The organism is Pseudomonas sp. GD03875, from assembly GCF_029840585.1.
Classification (GTDB): Bacteria; Pseudomonadota; Gammaproteobacteria; order Pseudomonadales; family Pseudomonadaceae; genus Aquipseudomonas; species Aquipseudomonas paralcaligenes.
The window spans coordinates 12522-35695 of the sequence record NZ_JAOCCV010000016.1 but is presented as its reverse complement, the minus strand read 5'-3'; the positions used below and the strand labels follow the sequence as shown (position 1 = coordinate 35695).

The window sequence follows — 23174 nt, the reverse complement described above, 5'->3', positions numbered from 1 at the left end:
CTGTGTCGATGACATCAACATAGCGGATGCAGGCTCAGGATGAAACTTTATTTATAAGGATGAAACTTTATTTGTACGGATGAACCTTTATTTGCATCCCACACCTCCCGGATTTCACCCGGGCGAATCACTCCACCGTCACCGACTTGGCCAGATTGCGCGGCTGGTCCACGTCGGTGCCCTTGAGCACGGCCACGTAGTAGGACAGCAGCTGCAGCGGCACGGTGTAGAGGATCGGCGCCAGTACATCGTGGATGTGCGGCATGTTGATCACCTGGGTGCCCTCGCCGTTGCCCAGGCCGGCGTCCTCGTCGGCGAAGACGATCAGCTGGCCGCCACGGGCGCGCACTTCCTGCAGGTTGGACTTGAGCTTCTCCAGCAGCTCGTTGTTCGGCGCCACGGTGACCACCGGCATGTCGCCGTCCACCAGGGCCAGCGGGCCATGCTTGAGTTCCCCGGCCGGGTAGGCCTCGGCATGGATGTAGGAGATTTCCTTGAGCTTGAGCGCACCTTCCATGGCCACCGGGTACTGGGCGCCGCGGCCGAGGAACAGGGTGTGGTGCTTCTCGGCAAACAGCTCGGCGACTTTCTCCACGGTCTTGTCCATGGCCAGCGCCTCGCCCAGGCGGGTCGGCAGGCGACGCAGTTCTTCCACCAGCTCGGCAGCGACACCGGCTTGCAGGGTATCGCGCACCTGGCCCAGGGCCAGGGTCAGCAGCAGCAGGGAGACCAGCTGGGTGGTGAAGGCCTTGGTCGAGGCCACGCCGATTTCCGGACCGGCCTGGGTCAGCAGGGTCAGGTCGGATTCACGGACCAGGGAACTGGTGCCGACGTTGCAGATGGTCAGGCTGGCCAGGTAGCCGGACCGCTTGGCGTTGCGCAGGGCGGCCAGGGTGTCGGCGGTCTCGCCGGACTGGGAAATGGTGACGAACAGGCTGTCCGGCTGTACCGCCACCTGGCGGTAGCGGAATTCGCTGGCCACTTCGATCTGGCAGGGAATGCCGGTCAGCGCCTCCAGCCAGTAACGGGCGACCATGCCGGCATGGTAACTGGTACCGCAGGCGACGATCTGCACGTTGCGCACCTTGGCGAACAGTTCCGCGGCCTGCGGGCCGAAGGCCTGGACCAGGACGTGGTCGCCACCCAGGCGGCCCTCAAGAGTGCGCTGCACGACCTTGGGCTGCTCGTGGATCTCCTTGAGCATGAAGTGGCGATACTCGCCCTTGTCGGCGGCTTCGGCACCCTCGTGATACTGCACCGATTCACGTTGCACGGAATGGCCGTCGACATCCCAGATCTGCACGCTGTCGCGGCGGATCTCGGCGATATCGCCCTCCTCCAGGTACATGAAACGGTCGGTCACCTGGCGCAGGGCCAGCTGGTCGGAGGCGAGGAAGTTCTCGCCCAGGCCCAGGCCGATCACCAGCGGGCTGCCACTGCGCGCGGCGAGGATGCGGTCCGGCTGCCTGGCGCTGATCACCGCCAGGCCGTAAGCGCCGTGCAGCTCGGGAATGGCGGCCTTGAGCGCGGCGGTGAGGTCGCCGCCCTGCTGCAGCTTGTGGTGCAGCAGGTGGACGATAGTCTCGGTGTCGGTGTCCGAGGCGAAGACGTAGCCGAGGCCCTTGAGGCGCTCACGCAGCTCCTCGTGGTTCTCGATGATGCCGTTGTGCACCACCGCCAGCTCGTCGGCGGAGAAATGCGGGTGGGCATTGCGTTCGCTCGGCGCACCGTGGGTCGCCCAGCGGGTATGGGCGATGCCCAGATGGCCGGTCAGCGGCTCGCCGGCCAGGGCCTGCTCCAGCTCGGCGACCTTGCCGACCCGGCGGCTACGCTGCAGTTCGCCGGCCTGGGTGAAGACCGCCACGCCGGCGCTGTCATAGCCGCGGTATTCCAGGCGCTTGAGGCCTTCGACCAGGATCGGGGTGATGTTGCGTTCGGCGACGGCGCCAACGATGCCACACATAGTGTTTCTCCTCAGGAAGCGGCGGCGAGGGTCAACTGGACTCCACGCGCGCGTATCTGTTCGGCCACCCGGAGGTCCAGGCGGTCGTCGGTGATCAGGGTATGGACGCTGCTCCAGGGCAGTTCCAAGTTGGGAATGCGCCGGCCGATCTTGTCGCTCTCGACCATGACGATGACCTCACGGGCCACCTCGGCCATGACCCGGGACAGACCCAGCAGCTCATTGAAAGTGGTGGTGCCGCGTTCCAGGTCGATCCCGTCAGCGCCGATGAACAGCTGGTCGAAGTCGTAGGAGCGCAGCACCTGCTCGGCCACCTGGCCCTGGAAGGATTCCGAGTGCGGGTCCCAGGTCCCGCCGGTCATCAGCAGCATCGGCTCGTGCTCGATATCGCGCAGGGCGTTGGCCACGTTCAGCGAGTTGGTCATCACCACCAGGCCGGGCTTGTGGCCGAGCTGCGGGATCATCGCCGCCGTGGTGCTGCCGCTGTCGATGATGATCCGGGCGTGCTCGCGGATCAGCCCCACCGCCGCGCGGGCGATGGCCTGCTTGTGCCGCGACACCGGCTGCGCCGGCTCACCGATCAGCTCCTGCGGCATCGATACGGCACCACCGTAGCGGCGCAGCAACAGGCCATTCTTCTCCAGTTCGGCCAGGTCCTTTCGAATCGTAACTTCCGAGGTGGAGAAATGCTGTGCCAGTGCGTCCACGACCACTTCGCCCCGCTCGTTGAGCAAGGCCAGGATGGCGTGGCGGCGTTGTGGCGTATTGCGCTTGGACATTAAGTTTCGATTCGAAAGATAAGTGAGCGAATCAAAACCCAACGAAAGCGTTTGGTCAAGTTCCCGATGGACAAAAGGCGGCCTTGGCCGCCTTTCCTGAGGGGAATCGCCTCACCCTATTTCTTGGTCGGGCGCTTCCAGCCTTCGATGTTGCGTTGCTTGGCGCGCCCCACGGCCAGGGCCTTGGCCGGTACATCCTGGGTCACGGTGGAGCCGGCGCCGGTGGTGGCGCCGTCACCGAGGCTGAGCGGCGCGACCAGGGCGCTGTTGGAGCCGATGAACACGTCCTCGCCCAGCACGGTACGGTGCTTGTTGGCGCCGTCGTAGTTGCAGGTGATGGTGCCGGCGCCGATGTTGGTGCGCGCACCGATCTCGGCGTCGCCCAGGTAGCTCAGGTGGCCGACCTTGGCGCCCTCACCCAGCACCGCGTTCTTCAGTTCGACGAAGTTGCCGACATGCGCCTTGGCGCCCAGTTTGGCGCCCGGACGCAGGCGGGCGAACGGGCCGCAGTCGGCGCCCTCGCCCAGCTCGGCGCCTTCCAGATGGCTGTTGGCTTTCACCACGGCACCGCGGCGCAGCACCGAGTCCTTGATCACGCAGTTCGGGCCGATCGAAACAAAATCCTCGATGACCACCTTGCCTTCGAGGATCACGTTGATGTCGATGGTGATGTCACGCCCCACGGTGACCTCGCCCCGCACATCGAAACGATGCGGGTCGAGCAGGGTCACGCCCTGGGCCATCAGTTGGCGGGCCATGCGCTGCTGATAATGGCATTCGAGCTGCGACAGCTGGATGCGGTCGTTGGCGCCGAGCACTTCCATCTCGTCCTGGGCAGTCTCGGTGGCGACTACCAGGCCATCGGCCACGGCCATGGCGATCACGTCGGTCAGGTAGTACTCGCCCTGGGCGTTGCTGTTGGACAGGCGGCCCAGCCAGTCGCCGAGGCGCCTGCCCGGCACGGCGAGGATGCCGGTATTACCTTCGCGGATGGCACGCTGTGCGTCGCTGGCATCCTTGTGCTCGATGATCGCCTGCACCACGCCAGCGGCGTCGCGGACGATACGGCCGTAGCCGGTGGGATCGGCCAGGTTGACCGTCAGCAGGCCCAGCTGGGAATCGTTGGCCTGCTCCAGCAGGCGGGTGAGGGTTTCGACCCTGGTCAGCGGCACGTCGCCGTAGAGGATCAGCACCTTGTCCGCGTCCAGCGCCGGCAGCGCCTGGGCCACGGCATGGCCGGTGCCGAGTTGCTCGCTCTGCAGCACGAAGTGGATATCGTCGGCCGCCAGGCGCTCGCGGACCAGCTCGGCGCCGTGGCCGATCACCACGTGGATCTTGCGCGGCGAGAGCTGGCGGGCGGTGTCGATGACGTGGCCGAGCATGGGCTTGCCGGCGACCGGATGCAGGACCTTGGGCAGGGCCGAGCGCATGCGGGTGCCCTGGCCGGCGGCGAGGATGACGATATCGAGGGACATGGCGGAATCCTGAACGGGCACAGGCGCAACACCACCTGTGGATAAAACGGCAGAAAAGAAAAAGGGTAGCCAAGGCTACCCTTTTACCTGCTCGCGCTGAAGCCGTCGGATCAACCGCCGAACTTCTTGCGCAGCTGCTGGACGGTGCGCAGCTGGGCTGCCACTTCGGCCAGGTGAGCGGCGGCGGAACCGTAGTCGAATTCCGAGCCTTTCTCGTTGAGCGCCTTCTCGGCGGCCTTGAGGGCCTCCTGAGCAGCCGCTTCGTCGATGTCGCCAGCACGGGTCACGGTGTCGGCCAGGACCTTCACCATGTTCGGCTGCACTTCGAGGAAGCCGCCAGAGATGTAGAACACCTCATGCTCGCCACCCTGCTTGACCAGGCGGATCGGGCCCGGCTTCAGGTCGGTGATCAGCGGGGCATGGCCCGGAGCGATACCGAGATCACCCAGGTTGCCGTGCGCGATCACCATCTCGACCAGACCGGAGAAGATCTCCGCCTCGGCGCTGACGATATCGCAATGGACTGTTATGGCCATACGCTTGCCTCACGAGCGCCCGTTGCCGGGCGCACAGGGGGATTACAGTTTCTTGGCTTTCTCGATGGCTTCGTCGATGCTGCCAACCATGTAGAACGCCTGCTCCGGCAGGTGATCGTAGTCACCTTTCAGAATGCCGCTGAAACCGGCGATGGTGTCCTTCAGGGAAACGTACTTGCCTGGCGAACCGGTGAAGACTTCGGCCACGAAGAACGGCTGGGACAGGAAGCGCTGGATCTTACGAGCACGGGATACCAGCTGCTTGTCGGCTTCCGACAGTTCGTCCATGCCGAGGATCGCGATGATGTCCTTCAGCTCCTTGTAGCGCTGCAGTACGTACTGCACGCCACGGGCGGTCTCGTAGTGCTCCTGGCCAACCACCAGCGGATCGAGCTGACGGGAGGTGGAGTCCAGCGGGTCCACGGCCGGGTAGATACCCAGGGAGGCGATGTCACGCGACAGTACGACGGTGGCGTCCAAGTGGGCGAAGGTGGTCGCCGGGCTCGGGTCGGTCAGGTCGTCCGCGGGTACGTATACGGCTTGTACAGAGGTGATCGAGCCGTTCTTGGTGGAGGTGATGCGCTCTTGCAGAACGCCCATTTCCTCGGCCAGGGTCGGCTGGTAACCCACTGCGGAAGGCATACGACCCAGCAGCGCGGATACTTCGGTACCGGCGAGGGTGTAGCGGTAGATGTTGTCGACGAACAACAGAACGTCACGGCCTTCGTCACGGAACTTCTCGGCCATGGTCAGGCCGGTCAGTGCCACGCGCAGACGGTTGCCTGGCGGCTCGTTCATCTGGCCATAGACCAGGGCCACTTTGTCGAGAACGTTGGAGTCCTTCATCTCGTGGTAGAAGTCGTTACCCTCACGAGTACGCTCACCCACACCAGCGAACACGGAATAACCGCTGTGTTCCATGGCGATGTTACGGATCAGTTCCATCATGTTCACGGTCTTGCCGACACCGGCGCCACCGAACAGACCGACCTTGCCGCCCTTGGCGAACGGGCAGACCAGGTCGATTACCTTGATGCCGGTTTCCAGCAGCTCGTTGCCGCCGGCTTGCTCGGCATACGACGGCGCAGCGCGGTGGATTTCCCACTGCTCTTCTTCGCCGATCGGGCCGGCTTCGTCGATCGGGTTGCCCAGCACGTCCATGATCCGGCCCAGGGTCGCTTTACCGACCGGTACGGAGATGGCCTTGTTGGTACGGGAAACGTCCAGGCCACGCTTGAGGCCTTCGGTCGAACCCATGGCGATGGAACGAACCACGCCGTCGCCCAGCTGCTGCTGGACTTCCAGGGTGGTTTCGGCGCCGACTACTTTCAGCGCTTCATAAACACTCGGCACTTGATCACGCGGGAATTCCACGTCGATAACGGCGCCGATGATTTGAACGATACGTCCGCTACTCATCTTTGGTTCCTCTGACTTTTTTCAACCGTTCTAAACAGTTGAACCGTTCTTAAACCGCGGCAGCGCCGCCGACGATTTCCGAAATTTCCTGGGTGATCGCTGCCTGACGAGCCTTGTTGTAGATCAGCTGCAGGTCCTTGATCAGATCACCAGCGTTATCGGTGGCGTTCTTCATCGCGATCATCCGCGCCGCCTGTTCGGCAGCAGCGTTCTCGACCACCGCCTGGTACACCTGCGACTCCACGTAACGCACCATCAGGCCGTCAAGCAGCTGTTTGGCGTCGGGTTCGTACAGGTAGTCCCAGTGGTGCTTGAGTTCGGCATCCGGAGTCGCCACCAGGGGAACGAGCTGCTCCACTGTCGGCTTTTGCGTCATGGTATTGACGAACTTGTTCGAGACCACGGACAGACGATCGATGCGACCTTCGAGGTAGGCATCGAGCATCACCTTGACGGAACCGATCAGATCGTTGATCGAGGGTTCTTCGCCCAGGTGGCTGATCGCAGCAACGACATTGCCACCGAAGCTGCGGAAGAACGCCGCACCCTTGGTACCAATCACGCAGAGATCGACCTCTACGCCTTGCTCGCGATTGCTCGCCATGTCCTTGACCAGAGCCTTGAACAGGTTGGTATTCAGACCACCGCACAGACCACGGTCCGAACTCACCACCACGTAACCGACGCGCTTGACCTCACGCTCGATCATGAACGGGTGACGATATTCCGGGTTGGCGTTGGCCAGATGACCAATCACCTGACGGATACGCTCCGCGTAGGGACGACTGGCAGCCATGCGCTGTTGAGCCCTGCGCATCTTGCTGGTCGCCACCTTTTCCATGGCGCTGGTGATCTTCTGCGTGCTTTTGATGCTCGCAATCTTGCTGCGAATCTCTTTTGCGCCTGCCATGTAACACCTATCAGGTTAGCAAGCGGGGACCTCGCGGCCCCCACTGCGGCTTACCAGGTTTGGGTGGCCTTGAACTTCTCGATACCGGCTTTCAGCTGGCCATCGATGTCGTCATTGAAGTCGCCCTTCTCGTTGATCTTCGCCATCAGAGCGGCGTTCTCACGGTTGAAGTAGGCGATCAGGGCCTGCTCGAAGCTGATGATCTTGGCGACTTCGACGTCGGCCAGGAAACCACGCTCGGCGGCATACAGGCTCACCGACATGTCGGCGATGGACATCGGCGCGTACTGCTTCTGCTTCATCAGCTCGGTAACGCGTTGACCGTGATCCAGCTGCTTGCGGGTAGCTTCGTCCAGGTCGGAAGCGAACTGGGCGAAGGCCGCCAGTTCACGGTACTGAGCCAGAGCGGTACGGATGCCACCGGAGAGCTTCTTGATGATCTTGGTCTGAGCGGCACCACCCACGCGGGAAACCGAGATACCGGCGTTGACGGCCGGACGGATACCCGAGTTGAACATGGCCGATTCCAGGAAGATCTGACCGTCGGTGATGGAAATCACGTTGGTCGGAACGAACGCGGAAACGTCGCCAGCCTGGGTTTCGATGATCGGCAGAGCGGTCAGGGAACCGGTCTTGCCAGTCACGGCGCCATTGGTGAACTTCTCTACGTACTCTTCGGAAACGCGGGAAGCGCGCTCCAGCAGACGGCTGTGGAGATAGAACACGTCGCCCGGGTAGGCTTCGCGGCCCGGCGGACGGCGCAGCAGCAGGGAGATCTGGCGGTAGGCAACGGCCTGCTTGGACAGGTCGTCGTACACGATCAGGGCGTCTTCACCGCGGTCGCGGAAGTATTCGCCCATGGTGCAACCGGCGTACGGCGCGAGGAACTGCAGGGCAGCCGACTCGGATGCGGACGCGGCGACAACGATGGTGTTGGCCAGGGCACCGGCTTCTTCCAGCTTGCGCACCACGTTGGCGATGGTCGATTGCTTCTGACCGATGGCCACGTAGACGCAGCGGATGCCGCTGTTCTTCTGGTTGATGATGGCATCGACGGCCAGGGCGGTCTTGCCGATCTGACGGTCACCGATGATCAGCTCGCGCTGGCCACGGCCTACCGGGATCATGGCATCGACCGACTTGTAACCGGTCTGTACCGGCTGGTCGACCGACTTACGCCAGATCACGCCCGGAGCGACTTTCTCGACGGCGTCGGTGGCTTGAGCATTGATCGGGCCTTTGCCATCGATCGGGTTGCCCAGGGCATCGACCACGCGGCCCAGCAGTTCCGGACCGACCGGGACTTCCAGGATGCGGCCGGTGCACTTGGCGCTCATGCCTTCGGCGAGGCTGGTGTATGCACCCAGCACTACGGCGCCGACGGAGTCTTGCTCCAGGTTCAGCGCCATACCGTAGACGCCGCCCGGGAACTCGATCATTTCGCCGTACATGACGTCGGCCAGACCGTAGATACGCACGATACCGTCGGAAACGGATACCACGGTACCTTCGTTGCGGGCTTGGGAAGAGACGTCGAGTTTCTCGATACGCCCCTTGATGATTTCACTAATTTCGGAAGGATTGAGTTGCTGCATTGCTCTGCTGCCCCTTCAAACTCAAGATTTCAACGCTTCGGCCAGTTTCGCGATCTTGCCGCGAACCGAGCCATCGATAACCAGGTCGCCCGCGCGGATGACCACACCACCGATGAGGGCGGGGTCTTCCGTCACGTGCAGACGCACTTCTCGGCTGAGCCGTGCGTTGAGAACCTTGGCGAGTTTGTCTTGCTGTTCTGTGCTCAATGCGAAGGCACTGCTCACTTCCACGTCCACCGACTTCTCCTGCTCGGCCTTGTACAGCTCGAACTGGGCGGCGATTTCCGGCAACAGGTCGAGACGACCGTTTTCGGAGACGACGGAAATGAAGTTGCGTGCCTGGGCGTCGAACTTGTCACCACACACTTCGTTGAAAGTGGTGGCCTTCTCTGCGCTCGTCAGACGCGGGGCCTTGAGCACGCGCTGCATGGTGTCGTCCTGCGACACCGCCGCAGCCAGGCCGAGCATGGCTGACCAGGAGGCCAGTTGCTGGTGGGCCTGAGCGTGCTCGAAAGCTGCCTTAGCGTAAGGTCGGGCCAGCGTGGTCAGTTCTGCCATGATCGCCCTCGCTTAGATTTCGGCGGCCAGTTTGTTAACCAGCTCCGCATGCGCGTTTTGATCGATGGACGCACCCAGGATCTTCTCGGCACCGCCGACGGCCAGGGCACCCACTTGGGCACGCAGGGCGTCTTTGACGCTGTTCAGTTCCTGTTCGATCTCGGCCTGAGCCTGGGCCTTCACGCGGTCAGCCTCGACACGAGCCTGATCACGGGCTTCGTCGACGATCTGAGTGCCGCGCTTCTTGGCTTGCTCGATGATTTCAGCAGCCTGGGTTTTGGCTTCGCGCAGTTGCTGGGCCACTTTCTCATGGGCCAGTTCCAGATCGCGAGCCGCACGGTTGGCGGCGTCCAGACCATCAGCGATCTTCTTCTGGCGTTCGCGCAGAGCCGTGATGACCGGAGGCCATACGAACTTCATGCAGAACAGCACGAAAATGAAGAACGCAACGGCCTGGCCAATCAGGGTTGCATTAATGTTCACGCCAACACCTCGCTCGTTCGTTGTCTATCCAGCTAATCAACTCGAAGAGTTGATTAGGCCGGGATCTGACCGATGAACGGGTTAGCGAAGGTGAAGAACAGAGCGATACCAACACCGATCATGGTCACGGCATCCAGCAGACCGGCGACGATGAACATTTTCACCTGCAGCATCGGAACCATTTCCGGCTGGCGAGCAGCGCCTTCCAGGAATTTGCCGCCCAGCAGGCCGAAGCCGATGGCAGTACCCAGAGCGCCCAGACCGATCAGCAGAGCAACGGCAATCGCGGTGAGACCAACTACAGTTTCCATTTTTCCTCCCGACTTTTTATGTCGTATTGGTTTAGGGGTTTAAGTGAAGCGGTAAAGCGGTTTTCAGCTACCAGAGACGCGCAAGGCACCCCTTAGTGGTTGTCTTCGTGCGCCATCGACAGGTAGACGATGGTCAGCATCATGAAGATGAAGGCCTGCAGGGTGATGATCAGGATGTGGAACACCGCCCACGCCCAGTTCAGTACGACGCCCAGGGCGCTCAGCAGGAACAAGCCGCTGCCGAACATCACGGCGATCAGGATGAAGATCAGCTCGCCGGCATACATGTTGCCGAACAGACGCAGGGCCAGAGAGATCGGCTTGGCGATCAGGGTGACGAACTCGAGCAGGAAGTTGACCGGGATCAGCAGGATCTGCACGACGATGTTCTTGCTGCCGAACGGATGCAGGGTCAGCTCGCCGAGGAAACCGCCGATGCCTTTCACCTTGATGCTGTAGAAGACGATCAGGGCGAACACTGACAGGGCCATGCCTAGGGTGGCGTTCGGGTCGGTGGTCGGCACGACGCGGAAGAACAGGTGCTCGTTGCCGGTGATCTTGGCGGCCAGGACCGGCAGGAAGTCCACCGGCACCAGGTCCATCAGGTTCATCAGGAAGATCCAGACGAAGATGGTCAGGGCCAGCGGCGCGATCAGGGCGTTACGGCCGTGGAAGGTATCCTTGACGCTACCGTCGACGAACTCGATCAGCACTTCGACGAAGTTCTGCAGGCCGCCCGGTTGGCCGCTGGTGGCGCGCTTGGCGGCCATGCGGAACAGCAGGATAAACACCAGGCCGAGAACTACCGACCAGCCCAGGGTGTCTACGTGGAAGGCCCAGAAGCCCATTTCCTTTGCTTCTTGCGCGGTGTGGGCGAAGCCCCAGCTACCGTTCGGCAGTTGCCCGAAGGTCAGGTTCTGCAGGTGGTGCTGGATATAGCCCGAAGCGGTTTGTTCTGCCATGTTTGCCTCAAACGCTCTAAGGTCTCGAAAGTCTTGTTCTCATCAGCAGCGGTGCGAACCATCCGACGCTGAGCGCCAGCAGGAAGACACCGAACAAGGCCGGCGCCTCCAGTGGTTTCACCACCACGAACGTCAGCGCGAAGAGCACCGCCGTCAGAATCAGCTTGCCCGCCTCGCCGGCATAAAAGGACCGGACGATGTTCTGGGCGGCCCGCGCTCCGCTGAAACGGAACGCCTTGTGGGCGAAGTACAGGTTGGGGAGCCAGGCAATAAGCCCCCCGCAGAGTCCCGAGTAGCCGCTCACCGCGCCGCGCCAGCCATACAGGGTAGCGGCAGCCAGCAGAATCACGACCAGTTGGGCGAACAGCACCGGAAAGACCGGCAGGCGATGGAAGGGCAGGCGCTTCTGCGTGCGGGCATCCATCTCGCTGTTCCTCTGGCTCGGCACATCAAATCAATAACTTGGCATACTTTGTGCCGACAAAATGCGCGCAGAGTATAGGGGGGGTTCCCACCCCGTTCAACTGGCCGGTAGTGAATTCCGACCGCCCGCTACATGAGTAATTGTGTCAGCGGATGTGGGCCAGAACGCCCTGCAATTCATCCAGCGAGCTGTAGCGGATCACCAGTTGCCCCTTGCCCTTCTGTCCGTGCCTGATCTGCACCGGAGCCCCTAGCTTCTCGGCCAGGCGCTGTTCCAGGCGGTTGATGTCCGGGTCGACCTTGACCTTCTCGACAGGCTTTTCCTTGCTGTTCAGCCACTGGCGCACCAGCGCCTCGGTCTGGCGTACGGTGAAGCCTCGTGCGACAACATGTCGCGCGGCTTCGACCTGCTGTTCCAGGGGCAGACCGAGCAGGGCACGGGCATGGCCCATCTCCAGGTCACCGTGGGCGAGCAGGGTCTTGATCTCTTCCGGCAGGGCGATCAGGCGCAGCAGGTTGGTGATGGTGACGCGCGACTTGCCCACCGCATCGGCGACCTGCTGCTGGGTCAGCTCGAACTCCTGCTGCAGGCGCTGCAGGGCCACGGCTTCCTCGATCGGATTGAGGTCCTCGCGCTGGATGTTCTCGATCAGCGCCATGGCGATGGCGGCTTCGTCGGGCACCTCGCGAACCATGGCCGGAATCTTGTCCAGGCCGGCCTGCTGGCTGGCACGCCAGCGGCGCTCGCCGGCGATGATCTCGAAGCGGCCACCGCCGATGGGGCGCACGACGATCGGCTGCATCACGCCCTGGGCCTTGATCGAGTTGGCCAGTTCTTCGAGGGCGGCGGGGTCCATGTCGCGGCGCGGCTGGTACTTGCCACGCTGGATCAGGTCGAGGGGCAGATGCTGCAATTCACGGCTATCGGCCTTGACCGCTTCTTCTTCCAGGGTGGCGGCGGTGCTGCCGCTGAGCAGGGCGTCCAGTCCGCGGCCGAGCCCGCGCTTCTTGATGGCCATGGGATTCCTTTATGCGGTTGCGGTTTTCGCGGCGGCACGCTGGCGGCGCACCAGTTCGCCGGCCAGGGCCAGGTAGGCGATGGCGCCGCGGGATTGCTTGTCGTAGGCCAGCGCCGGCATGCCGAAGCTGGGCGCTTCGGCCAGGCGCACGTTGCGCGGAATGACCACGTCGTAGAGCTTGTCGCCGAAGTGCGCCTTGAGCTGGGCGGAAACGTCGTTGGTCAAGCTGATGCGCGGATCGTACATGGTGCGCAGCAGGCCTTCGATCCTGAGGTCAGGGTTGAGCAGCTGGCCGATGCGCTGGATGCTGTTCATCAGGTCGGTCAGCCCCTCCAGCGCGTAGTACTCGCACTGCATGGGAATGATCACGCCATCGGCCGCGACCAGGGCGTTGATGGTCAGCATGGACAGCGCCGGCGGGCAGTCGATGAGGATGTAGTCGTAGTTCTCGCGGATCGGCGCCAGGGAGTAGCGCAGGCGGCTCTCCTTCATCTTCATCTCGAGCAGGGCGACTTCGGCGGCGGTCAGATCGCGGTTGGCCGGCAGCAGCTGGTAGCCGCCGTGCTCGGAGAACTGCATGGCCTCGCCGACCGTGCTCTCGCCGATCAGCACGTCGTAGATGGAGTGCTCCAGGGTCTGCTTATCGACACCGCTACCCATGGTGGCGTTGCCCTGCGGGTCGAGGTCGATCAGCAGTACGCGGCGCTTGGTGGCGACCAGCGAGGCGGCCAGGTTGATGCAGGTGGTGGTCTTGCCAACCCCGCCCTTCTGATTGGCGATCGCGAATACCTTGGCCATCTTACTTCCCCCTAGACCGAGCGACGCAGTATCAACAGATGGCGCTGGCCTTGGCAACCGGGAACCCGGAGTACATCGCAGCTTTGCAGGCGGAAGTCCGCCGGCAGGGCCTGCAGCTCGTCGTCCGGCTGCACGCCCTTCATGGCCAGCCAATGGGTATCGCCATTCCCCAGGTGCCGGGTCCAGTTGCTGAAGTCTTCCAGCGAACTGAAGGCCCGCGAGCAGATGCCGGCAAAAGGCGCTTCCGGCTGAAATTCCTCGACCCGGCTGTGGACAACTTCCAGATTGGCCAACCCGAGCTCCAGCTTCACCTGGGTGAGGAAGCGTGTCTTCTTGCCATTGGAGTCGAGCAGGGTGAAGCGCTTGTCCGGGAACAGGATGGCCAGCGGCACGCCGGGCATGCCGCCGCCACTGCCGACATCCAGCCAGCTGTCGCCGAGCTTGGCGACGAAGGGCACCACGGACAGGCTGTCGAGCAGATGGCGCGAGACCATTTCGTCCGGGTTGCGCACGGCGGTGAGGTTGTAGGCCTTGTTCCACTTGATCAGCAGGGCAAGGTAGCCAAGCAGGCGTTGCTGCTGCTCGGCCGAGAGTGCAACGCCCAGTGCCTGCGCGCCCTGCGCGAGTTCCTCGGCATGGCGTTCGGTGACCATGGACATCAGGCGCTCTGCTCCAGCTGGCGACCGGCGCCACGCTTCTTCAGGTGGATCAGCAGCAGGGAAATGGCCGCCGGGGTCACGCCCGGGATACGGCCGGCCTGGCCGAGCGTCTCCGGCCGGGCGTTGCCGAGCTTGTGCTGGATCTCCTTGGACAGGCCGGAGATGGTGGCGTAGTCCAGGTCTTCCGGCAGGCGGGTGTCTTCGCTGGCGCGCAGGCGTTCGATCTCGTTCTGCTGACGGTCGATGTAGCCGGCGTACTTGGTCTTGATCTCCACCTGCTCGGCGACCTGGACATCGACCTGCGGCGCCTCGGTCACTTCGGCCAGGGCCGCATAGTCGATTTCCGGACGGGCCAGCAGGTTGAGCAGGTTGTACTCATGGGCCAGCGGCGTACCGAAGCGCGTGGCAATGGCGTCGCCCTGCGGCGTGCCCGGGCGCACCCAGGTGCTCTTCAGGCGCTGTTCCTCCTGGGCGATACCCTCGCGCTTGGCCTCGAACGCGGCCCAGCGGGTGTCGTCGACCAGGCCCAGCTCGCGGCCCTTCTCGGTCAGGCGCAGGTCGGCGTTGTCCTCGCGCAGGATCAGCCGGTATTCGGCGCGCGAGGTGAACATGCGATATGGCTCCTGGGTACCCAGGGTGATCAGATCGTCGACCAGCACGCCGATGTAGGCCTCGTCGCGGCGCGGGCACCAGGCGTCCTTGCCCTGGGCACGCAGCGCGGCGTTGGCGCCGGCCAGCAGGCCTTGGGCGCCAGCTTCTTCATAACCGGTGGTGCCATTGATCTGGCCGGCGAAGAACAGGCCGCCGATGACCTTGGTTTCCAGGCTGTACTTGAGGTCACGCGGGTCGAAGTAGTCGTACTCGATGGCGTAGCCGGGACGCACGATGTGGGCGTTCTCCATGCCGCGGATCGAACGCACGATGTCCAGCTGCACGTCGAACGGCAACGAGGTGGAGATACCGTTGGGGTACAGCTCGTGGGTGGTCAGGCCTTCCGGCTCGAGGAAGACCTGATGGCTGTCCTTGTCGGCGAAGCGGTGGATCTTGTCCTCGATCGACGGGCAGTAGCGCGGGCCGATACCCTCGATCACCCCGGAATACATCGGCGAGCGGTCGAGGTTGCTAGCGATGATCTCGTGGGTGCGCGCGTTGGTGTGGGTGATCCAGCAGCTGACCTGGGCCGGGTGCTGTTCCTTGTTGCCGAGGAAGGACATCACCGGGATCGGCGTGTCGCCGGGCTGCTCAGTCATCACCGAGAAATCCACAGAGCGGCCGTCGATACGCGGCGGGGTGCCGGTCTTCAGGCGACCGACGCGTAGCGGCAGCTCGCGCAGGCGCTTGGCCAGGGCGATGGAGGGCGGGTCGCCGGCGCGGCCGCCGGAATAGTTCTGCAGGCCGATGTGGATAAGTCCGCCGAGGAAGGTACCGGTGGTCAGCACCACGTTGTCCGCATGGAAACGCAGGCCCATCTGGGTGACCACGCCCTTGACCTGATCCTGCTCGACGATCAGGTCGTCCGCCGCCTGCTGGAATATCCACAGGTTCGGCTGGTTCTCCAGGATTTCGCGGATGGCGGCCTTGTACAACACGCGGTCGGCCTGGGCGCGGGTAGCGCGCACGGCCGGGCCCTTGCGGCTGTTGAGCACGCGGAACTGGATGCCGCCCTTGTCAGTGGCGATGGCCATGGCGCCGCCGAGGGCATCGATTTCCTTGACCAGATGGCTTTTACCTATCCCGCCAATGGCCGGGTTGCAGCTCATCTGGCCGAGGGTTTCCACGTTGTGGGTCAGCAGCAGGGTCTTCACGCCCATGCGCGCGGCCGCCAAAGCGGCTTCGGTACCGGCATGGCCGCCGCCGATCACGATCACGTCAAAACGGGAAGGGAAGTCCACCACGCACCTCGTGCCTGTTGAGAAGGGGGATTGGAAAAAGGGGTGGCAAGTATAGGGAGTTGGCCTGCCTGAATGAAGCCTTCTGGACAAAAAATAGCCAGTCGGAGCGCTTTCAGAAAATAGAGAATAAAAGAGAGAAATTTTATAAAGCTTAGTTTTTATGTTTATTCATGGTGAAGCGCTTTTCTGTGGATAGATCGCTGCAGCCTAGACGAGCAAAGGGCTCTGGCTATGTATAAGGCTGTGCCGTTCCTGGCCCTATCCGCTGGGCAAGCTGCACAACTCCTGTGGATTAAAACGCATCTTATGCACAGGCGGATTTTCCAACCCCTTGTCACCAGGCTTATCGACTGGGCTCAGGCCGGGTTTTCCACAGGGCTCAGGGCCTACTTGCCGATGCAGAAGCTGGAGAAGATACGGCCCAGCAGATCATCCGAACTGAAGGCGCCGGTGATCTCGCCCAATGCCTGCTGGGCCTGGCGCAGGTCCTCGGCCAGCAGTTCGCCAGCGCCCATCAGGGTCAGCTGGCTACGGCCATGCTCGAGGCTGGCCTGGGCCTGGCGCAGTGCCTCCAGATGGCGGCGGCGCGCGCTGAAACCGCTCTCCGCCGTCTGCTCGAAGCCCATGCAGGCCTTCAGGTGCTCGCGCAGCAGCTCAAGGCCTTCAGCCGATCTGGCGGAGAGCGAGATGGTCACATGGCCGTCGTCGCTGGTGTCCAGCAGCACCGGTTCGCCAGAGAGATCGGACTTATTGCGGATCAGGGTGACCCGCGCCGGATCGGGCGTATCAAGGAGGAATTCCGGCCACAGGGCGAACGGATCGGCCGCTTCCGGAGCGGTGGAGTCGATCACCAGTAGTACCCGGTCGGCCTCACCGATGGCCTTGAGCGCGCGCTCCACGCCGATGCGCTCGACCTGATCTTCCGTATCCCGCAGGCCAGCGGTGTCGACCACGTGCAGCGGCATGCCGTCGATGTGGATATGTTCGCGCAGCACGTCGCGGGTGGTGCCGGCGATATCGGTGACGATGGCCGCCTCGCGCCCGGCCAGGGCGTTTAGCAGGCTGGACTTGCCGGCATTGGGCCGGCCGGCGATCACCACGGTCATGCCGTCGCGCAGCAGGGCTCCCTGGCCGGCTTCGCGAATCACTGTGGATAAGTAGTCGCGGACGCCATCGAGTTGGCTCAGCACGTGACCATCGGCGAGGAAGTCGATCTCTTCCTCGGGGAAGTCGATGGCCGCCTCAACGTAGATGCGTAGCTGGATCAGCCGCTCGGTCAGTTCATGCACTCGCTGCGAGAATTCACCCTGCAGGGAGCGCAGGGCATTGCGCGCGGCCTGGGCCGAGCTGGCCTCGATCAAATCGGCGATGGCCTCGGCCTGGGCCAGGTCGAGCTTGTCGTTGAGGAAGGCGCGTTCGCTGAACTCGCCCGGGCGCGCCTGGCGCGCGCCGAGCTGGAGGCAGCGCTGCAGCAGCATGTCCAGCACCACCGGGCCGCCGTGGCCCTGCAGTTCCAGCACGTCCTCGCCGGTGAAGGAGTTCGGCCCGGGGAAGAACAGCAGCAGGCCTTGGTCGATCACCTCGCCGTCTTCGTCGCACCAGGCGCCGTAGTGCGCGTGGCGCGGCTTGGGCTCCAGACCGGCGAGGGTGATGCCGATGGCGCGGGCGCGCGGCCCGGAGACGCGCACGATGCCGACGCCTCCGCGGCCCTGGGCGGTGGCGACTGCGGCGATGGTTTCGCGAACGGCGTGCATGGCGTTTTCCCGGTAAAAAGTGACGGATAGCAAAACGCCCCACGAGGGGGCGTCTTGTGCAGCTTCGGCGGAATCAGGCTTTCGCCGTTGCGGCCTCGATCTTGCGGGTAATGTACCACTGCTGGGCGATGGACAGGACGTTGTTGACCACCCAGTACAGCACCAGACCGGCAGGGAACCAGAGGAAGAAGAAGGTGAAGATGATCGGCATCATCTTCATCACCTTGGCCTGCATGGGGTCCGGCGGGGTCGGGTTCAGACGCTGCTGGATGAACATGGTGGCGCCCATGATGATCGGCAGGATGAAGAACGGGTCCTTGATCGAAAGGTCGGTGATCCAGCCCAGCCAGGGAGCCTGGCGCATCTCGACGCTTTCCAGCAGTACCCAGTAGAGCGCCAGGAACACCGGCATCTGCACCAGGATCGGCAGGCAGCCACCGAGCGGGTTGATCTTCTCCTTCTTGTACAGCTCCATCATCGCCTGGGACATCTTCTGGCGATCGTCGCCATGCTGTTCCTTCAGTGCCTGTAGCTTGGGCGACACGGCGCGCATGCGGGCCATGGACTTGTAGCTGGTGGCGGAGAGCGGGAAGAAGGCCAGCTTGATGATGACGGTCAGGACGATGATCGACCAACCCCAGTTGCCGAGCAGGTCGTGGATGTGTTCCAGCAGCCAGAAGATCGGCTGGGCGATGAACCAGAGGATGCCGTAGTCGACGGTCAGCTCCAGGCCTGGCGACAGCTGCTTCAGGTGCTCCTGGATCTTCGGACCGGCGTACAGGACGGCACCGGTTTCGGCGCTGGCGCCTGCGGCGACGCTCAGCTGCGGGCCGGTGAAGCCGACGATGTAGTTGCCCTGGCTGTCCTTGCGGGTCTGGACGCTGTTGCTGTCGTCCTTGTTGGCGACCCAGGCGGTGACGAAGTAGTGCTGCAACCAGGCGACCCAGCCGCCTTGCACGGTCTCGCGCAGGCTCTTGTCGTCCATGTCGCCCATCTTCACCTTTTTGTAGGGCTCTTCGGCGGTCCACAGGGCGGCGCCCAGGTAGGTCGCGGTGCCGGTGGCGGTGGTGGAGGACGGGTCGCCGCTGTTATCGCGCTTGAGCTGGGCGTAGAAGTTGCCGCTCCAGGCCTGGCCGCTCTGGTTGTCGATCTTGTAGGTGACGCCCAGGTCGTACTGGCCGCGCTCGAAGGTGAAGCGCTTGATGTAGTTGACGCCGTCTTCAGCGTAGGTGAGGTCGACCACCAGCTGGTCCTGGCCTTCGGCCAGTTCGTAGCTGCGCTTCTCGCTGCTCCACAGGGCGCGGCCGCTGGACTTGTCCGGCGCGTTGCCGCCGATCAGGCCGCTCTGCGCCAGGTAGGTGCGCTCGCCGCCGTTGTCGAACAGCTGGAACGGCACGTCCGGGCGATCCTGGCGGCGCGGGTACAGCGGCAGGGTCAGCTGGACGATGTCGCCGCCTTTCGGGTCGATGGCCAGGTCGAGGACATCGGTCTTCACCCGGATCAGCTGGTCGCTGACGGCAGCCGGAGCAACCAGTTGCGGGTTGGCCTCGCCATTGGCGGTCGGTACGTCGTCCGCGGCACCGGTAGTGGCGGTGGGCACATCCGGCAGGCTCGCGGAAGGGTTGCCTCCGAGAGTGGCGCTGGCGGTAGCCGGGATCGCGGCCTGGCCGTAGTCCTCGTTCCACTGCAGCACCATCAGGTAAGCGACGATGGCCAGGGCGACGAGCAGGATCGAGCGTTGGATATCCATGGTTTACTCGGTCATCGAATGGGATGAAGAAAGAGGCGGAACCGGGTCGTAACCACCGGGATTCCAGGGATGGCAGCGGCTCAGCCGGCGCAGGCCGAGCCAACCGCCACGCAGCACGCCATGGGTCTCGATGGCTTGCTGGGCATAGCAGGAACAGCTGGGATGGAAGCGACAGTGATTGGCCATCAAGGGGCTGATGGCGTAGCGGTAGAACTGGATCGGGAGAATGACCAGTTTACGCATGGGCGCTGTCGCTTAGCCCGGGAGGGGCGGCTTCGTTGCGTTGCCTGGCGAGGCGCTTCCAGAGCTTGCCGAACTGCTGATGCAGTTCCGGGTTTTCCAGATCGCCAAGGCCCTTGCGTGCCACGACGACGATATCCAGACCGGCCAGCAACTCCTGGTTGAGCCGGAAGGAGTCTCTGATCACGCGTTTGATCCGATTGCGCTCGACGGAGAGCTTGACGCTCTTCTTGCCGATCACCAGCCCCAGGCGGGGATGTTCGAGATCATTGAGACGCGCGAGAAGCAGGACGTTCTTGCCAGGAGCCTTGCCGCTCGGTGAGTCGAAGACTGCCTTGAAGTGCCGGGGTGTCAGCAGGCGCTTTTCCCGGCCGAAGCCTCGACTCACCACCCGTTCCGGTTATCAGACGGTCAGACGCTTGCGGCCCTTGGCGCGACGACGCGACAGGACGGCACGGCCGTTCTTGGTGGCCATGCGAGCGCGGAAACCATGGGTGCGGGCGCGCTTGAGAGTGCTGGGTTGGAAAGTGCGTTTCATGGTGATCTACCTGGGTGGTTCATACGGGCCGAGATGGCCCCCGTTTAAAGAGACCGGCGATTCTAGTGAAACCGGCGCCCCAGGTCAATTTCCAGCCAGCGGGGAATTGCCTGGATAGATAGAAGGAAAGAAATTCTTTAAAGCTTGAAGTGATTACTCATGTTGGAGGACGGAGTCTCTGTGGAAAACTTCCTGCAGCAGCCGGCCCACATGGCTTGCAGGGGAAGGATAAGACTGTCTGCAAGCGGTGGGCGTCATGTTCGATTCGGGTGCATCGCCTGTGGAGGAAATGCACATTTACCCACAAGGCGGTTTTCCTCCCGGTTTGGCACAGGGTTTTCCACCCCCTTCTGGTTACCTTTATCCACAGTTTTCATCATTCCATTTCGTGAGGGTGGTAGACATAAATAAATCATTGATTTTACTGGCTTGAAATCACCAATTCGTGTGGATAACTAGGTCCCTCTGGGCTACAATGCGGGCTGTTTTTTGCGATCGCCAGCCGTAGCGACCCAGGGGATTTCAGTGTCCGTAGAACTTTGGCAGCAATGTGTCGAGCTGCTTCGCGACGAGTTGCCAGCGCAACAATTCAACACCTGGATCCGCCCCCTTCAGGTGGAGTCGGCCGGAGACGAGTTGCGTGTCTATGCGCCCAACCGCTTCGTGCTCGACTGGGTGAACGAGAAATACATGGTCCGCCTGCTCGAACTGCTGGCGGAGCGGGCCAACGGTCTGGCGCCCGCGTTGTCGCTGCTGATCGGCAGCAAGCGCAGCACCGCTCCGCGCATGGCCGCTCCGGTGCCTTCTCCCGCCAGTCCTGCTGCCCCGGTGAGCATGGCGAACGAGCCACCCGCCGCCGATCCCCTGGCGAATGCCGCGCCGGCCTCTTCGGCTCCGGCTGCGAGCCGGCCGACGGAACGCACCGTGCAGGTAGAAGGTGCGCTCAAGCACACCAGCTACCTCAATCGCACCTTCACCTTCGAGAACTTCGTCGAGGGCAAGTCCAACCAGATGGCCCGCGCTGCGGCCTGGCAGGTGGCGGACAACCTCAAGCACGGCTACAACCCGCTCTTCCTTTATGGTGGCGTGGGCCTGGGTAAGACCCACCTGATGCACGCGGTGGGCAACCACCTGCTGAAGAAGAATCCCAACGCCAAGGTGGTGTACCTGCATTCCGAGCGCTTCGTCGCCGACATGGTCAAGGCGCTGCAGCTCAACGCGATCAACGAGTTCAAGCGCTTCTACCGCTCGGTGGACGCGCTGCTGATCGATGACATCCAGTTCTTCGCCAAGAAGGAGCGCTCCCAGGAGGAGTTCTTCCACACCTTCAACGCGCTGCTCGAAGGCGGTCAGCAGGTGATCCTCACCAGCGACCGTTACCCGAAGGAGATCGAGGGTCTGGAGGAGCGCCTGAAGTCGCGCTTCGGCTGGGGCCTGACCGTGGCGGTGGAGCCGCCGGAGCTGGAGACCCGCGTCGCCATCCTGATGAAGAAGGCCGAGCAGACCAAGGTCGACCTGCCTCACGACGCCGCCTTCTTCATCGCCCAGCGCATCCGTTCCAACGTGCGCGAACTGGAAGGCGCATTGAAGCGGGTGATCGCCCACTCCCACTTCACCAACCAGGCGATCAGCATCGAACTGATCCGCGAGTCGCTGAAGGACCTGCTGGCCCTGCAGGACAAACTGGTCAGCGTGGACAACATCCAGCGCACCGTGGCCGAGTACTACAAGATCAAGATCGCCGATCTGCTTTCCAAGCGTCGCTCCCGTTCGGTGGCGCGCCCAAGGCAGGTGGCCATGGCTCTCTCCAAGGAACTGACCAACCACAGTCTGCCGGAAATCGGCGATGCTTTTGGCGGAAGAGACCACACCACAGTACTGCACGCCTGTCGTAAGATTGCGGAACTGCGCGAAGCCGACGCGGACATCCGCGAGGACTACAAGAATCTGCTGCGCACCCTGACCACCTGAATCGCAGCCCACGAGGCAAAGGGACGAGACCATGCATTTCACCATTCAACGCGAAGCCCTGTTGAAACCCCTGCAACTGGTCGCCGGCGTCGTCGAACGCCGCCAGACCCTGCCGGTCCTGTCGAATGTGCTGCTGGTGGTCGAAGGCCAGCAACTGTCGCTGACCGGTACCGACCTGGAAGTCGAGCTGGTCGGTCGCGTGACGCTGGAAGACAGCGCCGAGCCGGGCGAGATCACCGTTCCGGCGCGCAAGCTGATGGACATCTGCAAGAGCCTGCCGAGCGACGTGATGATCGACATCCGCCTCGATGAGCAGAAACTGGTGGTCAAGGCCGGTCGTAGCCGTTTCACCTTGTCCACCCTGCCGGCCAACGATTTCCCCACCGTGGAAGAAGGTCCGGGCTCGCTGACCTTCAATCTGGTGCAGAGCAAGCTGCGCCGCCTGATCGACCGCACCAGCTTCGCCATGGCTCAGCAGGACGTGCGCTACTACCTCAACGGCATGCTGATCGAAGTACAGACCGGCGCGTTGCGCGCCGTTGCCACCGACGGTCACCGCCTGGCCATGTGTGCCATGGAAGCGGCCATCGAGAATACCGAAAGGCACCAGGTCATCGTGCCGCGCAAGGGTATTCTGGAACTGGCCCGGCTGCTCACCGAGCAGGACGGCGAAGTGGCCATCGTGCTGGGCGCGAACCACATCCGCGCTACCACCGGCGAGTTCACCTTCACTTCCAAGCTGGTCGACGGCAAGTTCCCGGATTACGAGCGCGTGCTGCCGCGCGGCGGTGACAAGCTGGTGATCGGCGACCGCCAGGCCCTGCGTGAAGCGTTCAGCCGTACCGCGATCCTGTCCAACGAGAAGTACCGTGGCATCCGCCTGCAACTCGCCAGCGGCCAGCTGAAGATCCAGGCCAACAACCCGGAGCAGGAAGAAGCCGAAGAAGAAGTGGCGGTCGACTACAACGGCGGTTCCCTGGAGATCGGCTTCAACGTCAGCTACCTGCTGGACGTACTGGGCGTGATGACCACCGAACAGGTGCGCCTGATCCTCTCCGATGCCAACAGTAGCGCCCTGGTGCAAGAAGCCGGCAACGACGATTCGTCCTACGTCGTCATGCCGATGCGTCTGTAACCAG

Annotated in this window: 23 protein-coding genes; 2 read left to right on the top strand and 21 right to left on the bottom strand. The window is 63.0% G+C overall.

All coding sequences use genetic code 11. The features are described from left to right. Positions 1-127 precede the first annotated feature (127 nt). The 21 genes from glmS to rpmH all read right to left on the bottom strand — a co-directional run bounded on the left by glmS (position 128) and on the right by rpmH (position 20064). On the bottom strand, positions 128-1963 hold the full coding sequence (gene glmS, locus N5D30_RS15270; RefSeq protein ID WP_279909637.1) for a glutamine--fructose-6-phosphate transaminase (isomerizing): 1836 nt from the start codon (positions 1961-1963) through the stop codon (positions 128-130). An 11-nt stretch (positions 1964-1974) separates the two neighbouring features. Next, positions 1975-2742 carry a DeoR family transcriptional regulator gene (locus N5D30_RS15265; RefSeq protein WP_279909636.1) on the bottom strand — a complete coding sequence of 256 codons (768 nt, stop codon included), beginning with the start codon at positions 2740-2742 and terminating at the stop codon, positions 1975-1977. A 116-nt stretch (positions 2743-2858) separates the two neighbouring features. Next, a complete protein-coding gene (glmU, locus tag N5D30_RS15260) occupies positions 2859-4217 on the bottom strand; it encodes a bifunctional UDP-N-acetylglucosamine diphosphorylase/glucosamine-1-phosphate N-acetyltransferase GlmU (RefSeq protein ID WP_279909635.1) in 1359 nt (452 codons plus the stop codon). A gap of 110 nt (positions 4218-4327) precedes the next feature. Continuing rightward, positions 4328-4753, bottom strand: coding sequence for a F0F1 ATP synthase subunit epsilon (locus N5D30_RS15255; protein WP_220815801.1), 426 nt, complete (start codon positions 4751-4753; stop codon positions 4328-4330). Between the two features lie 42 nt (positions 4754-4795). Continuing rightward, on the bottom strand, positions 4796-6172 hold the full coding sequence (atpD, locus tag N5D30_RS15250) for a F0F1 ATP synthase subunit beta (RefSeq protein ID WP_220815802.1): 1377 nt from the start codon (positions 6170-6172) through the stop codon (positions 4796-4798). 49 nt (positions 6173-6221) lie between these two features. Further along, positions 6222-7082, bottom strand: a complete 861-nt coding sequence (atpG, locus tag N5D30_RS15245) for a F0F1 ATP synthase subunit gamma (RefSeq protein ID WP_220815803.1) — start codon at positions 7080-7082, stop codon at positions 6222-6224. A gap of 50 nt (positions 7083-7132) precedes the next feature. Continuing rightward, entirely contained in the window at positions 7133-8677 is a 1545-nt protein-coding gene (atpA, locus tag N5D30_RS15240) for a F0F1 ATP synthase subunit alpha (protein ID WP_220815804.1), read from the bottom strand. A gap of 21 nt (positions 8678-8698) precedes the next feature. Beyond that, a complete protein-coding gene (locus N5D30_RS15235) occupies positions 8699-9235 on the bottom strand; it encodes a F0F1 ATP synthase subunit delta (protein ID WP_279909634.1) in 537 nt (178 codons plus the stop codon). Positions 9236-9247: 12 nt separating this feature from the next. After that, entirely contained in the window at positions 9248-9718 is a 471-nt protein-coding gene (locus N5D30_RS15230; protein WP_137973935.1) for a F0F1 ATP synthase subunit B, read from the bottom strand. A 53-nt stretch (positions 9719-9771) separates the two neighbouring features. After that, the gene (atpE, locus tag N5D30_RS15225; protein ID WP_220815806.1) at positions 9772-10029 is read right to left on the bottom strand and encodes a F0F1 ATP synthase subunit C; all 258 of its coding nucleotides are present in this window, start codon (positions 10027-10029) and stop codon (positions 9772-9774) included. A gap of 92 nt (positions 10030-10121) precedes the next feature. Further along, entirely contained in the window at positions 10122-10991 is an 870-nt protein-coding gene (gene atpB / locus N5D30_RS15220; protein ID WP_279904069.1) for a F0F1 ATP synthase subunit A, read from the bottom strand. Positions 10992-11007: 16 nt separating this feature from the next. Beyond that, positions 11008-11415 (bottom strand): F0F1 ATP synthase subunit I, encoded by a 408-nt coding sequence (locus N5D30_RS15215; RefSeq protein ID WP_279904070.1) that lies wholly within the window; start codon positions 11413-11415, stop codon positions 11008-11010. 145 nt (positions 11416-11560) lie between these two features. Beyond that, the gene (locus N5D30_RS15210) at positions 11561-12433 is read right to left on the bottom strand and encodes a ParB/RepB/Spo0J family partition protein (RefSeq protein WP_220815809.1); all 873 of its coding nucleotides are present in this window, start codon (positions 12431-12433) and stop codon (positions 11561-11563) included. A gap of 9 nt (positions 12434-12442) precedes the next feature. After that, positions 12443-13231 carry a ParA family protein gene (locus N5D30_RS15205; protein WP_220815810.1) on the bottom strand — a complete coding sequence of 263 codons (789 nt, stop codon included), beginning with the start codon at positions 13229-13231 and terminating at the stop codon, positions 12443-12445. Positions 13232-13242: 11 nt separating this feature from the next. Further along, positions 13243-13890 carry a 16S rRNA (guanine(527)-N(7))-methyltransferase RsmG gene (gene rsmG / locus N5D30_RS15200; RefSeq protein ID WP_279909633.1) on the bottom strand — a complete coding sequence of 216 codons (648 nt, stop codon included), beginning with the start codon at positions 13888-13890 and terminating at the stop codon, positions 13243-13245. After that, positions 13890-15782, bottom strand: a complete 1893-nt coding sequence (gene mnmG, locus N5D30_RS15195; RefSeq protein WP_279909631.1) for a tRNA uridine-5-carboxymethylaminomethyl(34) synthesis enzyme MnmG — start codon at positions 15780-15782, stop codon at positions 13890-13892. Before mnmG ends, rsmG begins: the two co-directional genes overlap by 1 nt. A gap of 386 nt (positions 15783-16168) precedes the next feature. Continuing rightward, a complete protein-coding gene (mnmE, locus tag N5D30_RS15190) occupies positions 16169-17536 on the bottom strand; it encodes a tRNA uridine-5-carboxymethylaminomethyl(34) synthesis GTPase MnmE (RefSeq protein WP_279909630.1) in 1368 nt (455 codons plus the stop codon). Between the two features lie 73 nt (positions 17537-17609). After that, positions 17610-19286 carry a membrane protein insertase YidC gene (gene yidC, locus N5D30_RS15185; protein ID WP_279909629.1) on the bottom strand — a complete coding sequence of 559 codons (1677 nt, stop codon included), beginning with the start codon at positions 19284-19286 and terminating at the stop codon, positions 17610-17612. A gap of 3 nt (positions 19287-19289) precedes the next feature. Then, positions 19290-19529 (bottom strand): membrane protein insertion efficiency factor YidD, encoded by a 240-nt coding sequence (yidD, locus tag N5D30_RS15180; protein ID WP_220815815.1) that lies wholly within the window; start codon positions 19527-19529, stop codon positions 19290-19292. Then, positions 19522-19917, bottom strand: a complete 396-nt coding sequence (gene rnpA, locus N5D30_RS15175) for a ribonuclease P protein component (protein ID WP_220815816.1) — start codon at positions 19915-19917, stop codon at positions 19522-19524. Before rnpA ends, yidD begins: the two co-directional genes overlap by 8 nt. Before the next feature lie 12 nt (positions 19918-19929). Continuing rightward, the gene (gene rpmH, locus N5D30_RS15170) at positions 19930-20064 is read right to left on the bottom strand and encodes a 50S ribosomal protein L34 (protein ID WP_137973924.1); all 135 of its coding nucleotides are present in this window, start codon (positions 20062-20064) and stop codon (positions 19930-19932) included. A gap of 525 nt (positions 20065-20589) precedes the next feature. Here rpmH and dnaA point away from each other — a divergent pair. Both dnaA and dnaN read left to right on the top strand, forming a co-directional pair. After that, complete coding sequence (dnaA, locus tag N5D30_RS15165) at positions 20590-22035, top strand: chromosomal replication initiator protein DnaA (RefSeq protein WP_279909628.1); 1446 nt, start codon at positions 20590-20592, stop codon at positions 22033-22035. A 31-nt stretch (positions 22036-22066) separates the two neighbouring features. Then, on the top strand, positions 22067-23170 hold the full coding sequence (gene dnaN / locus N5D30_RS15160) for a DNA polymerase III subunit beta (RefSeq protein ID WP_220815818.1): 1104 nt from the start codon (positions 22067-22069) through the stop codon (positions 23168-23170). The last annotated feature ends 4 nt before the right edge of the window (positions 23171-23174 follow it).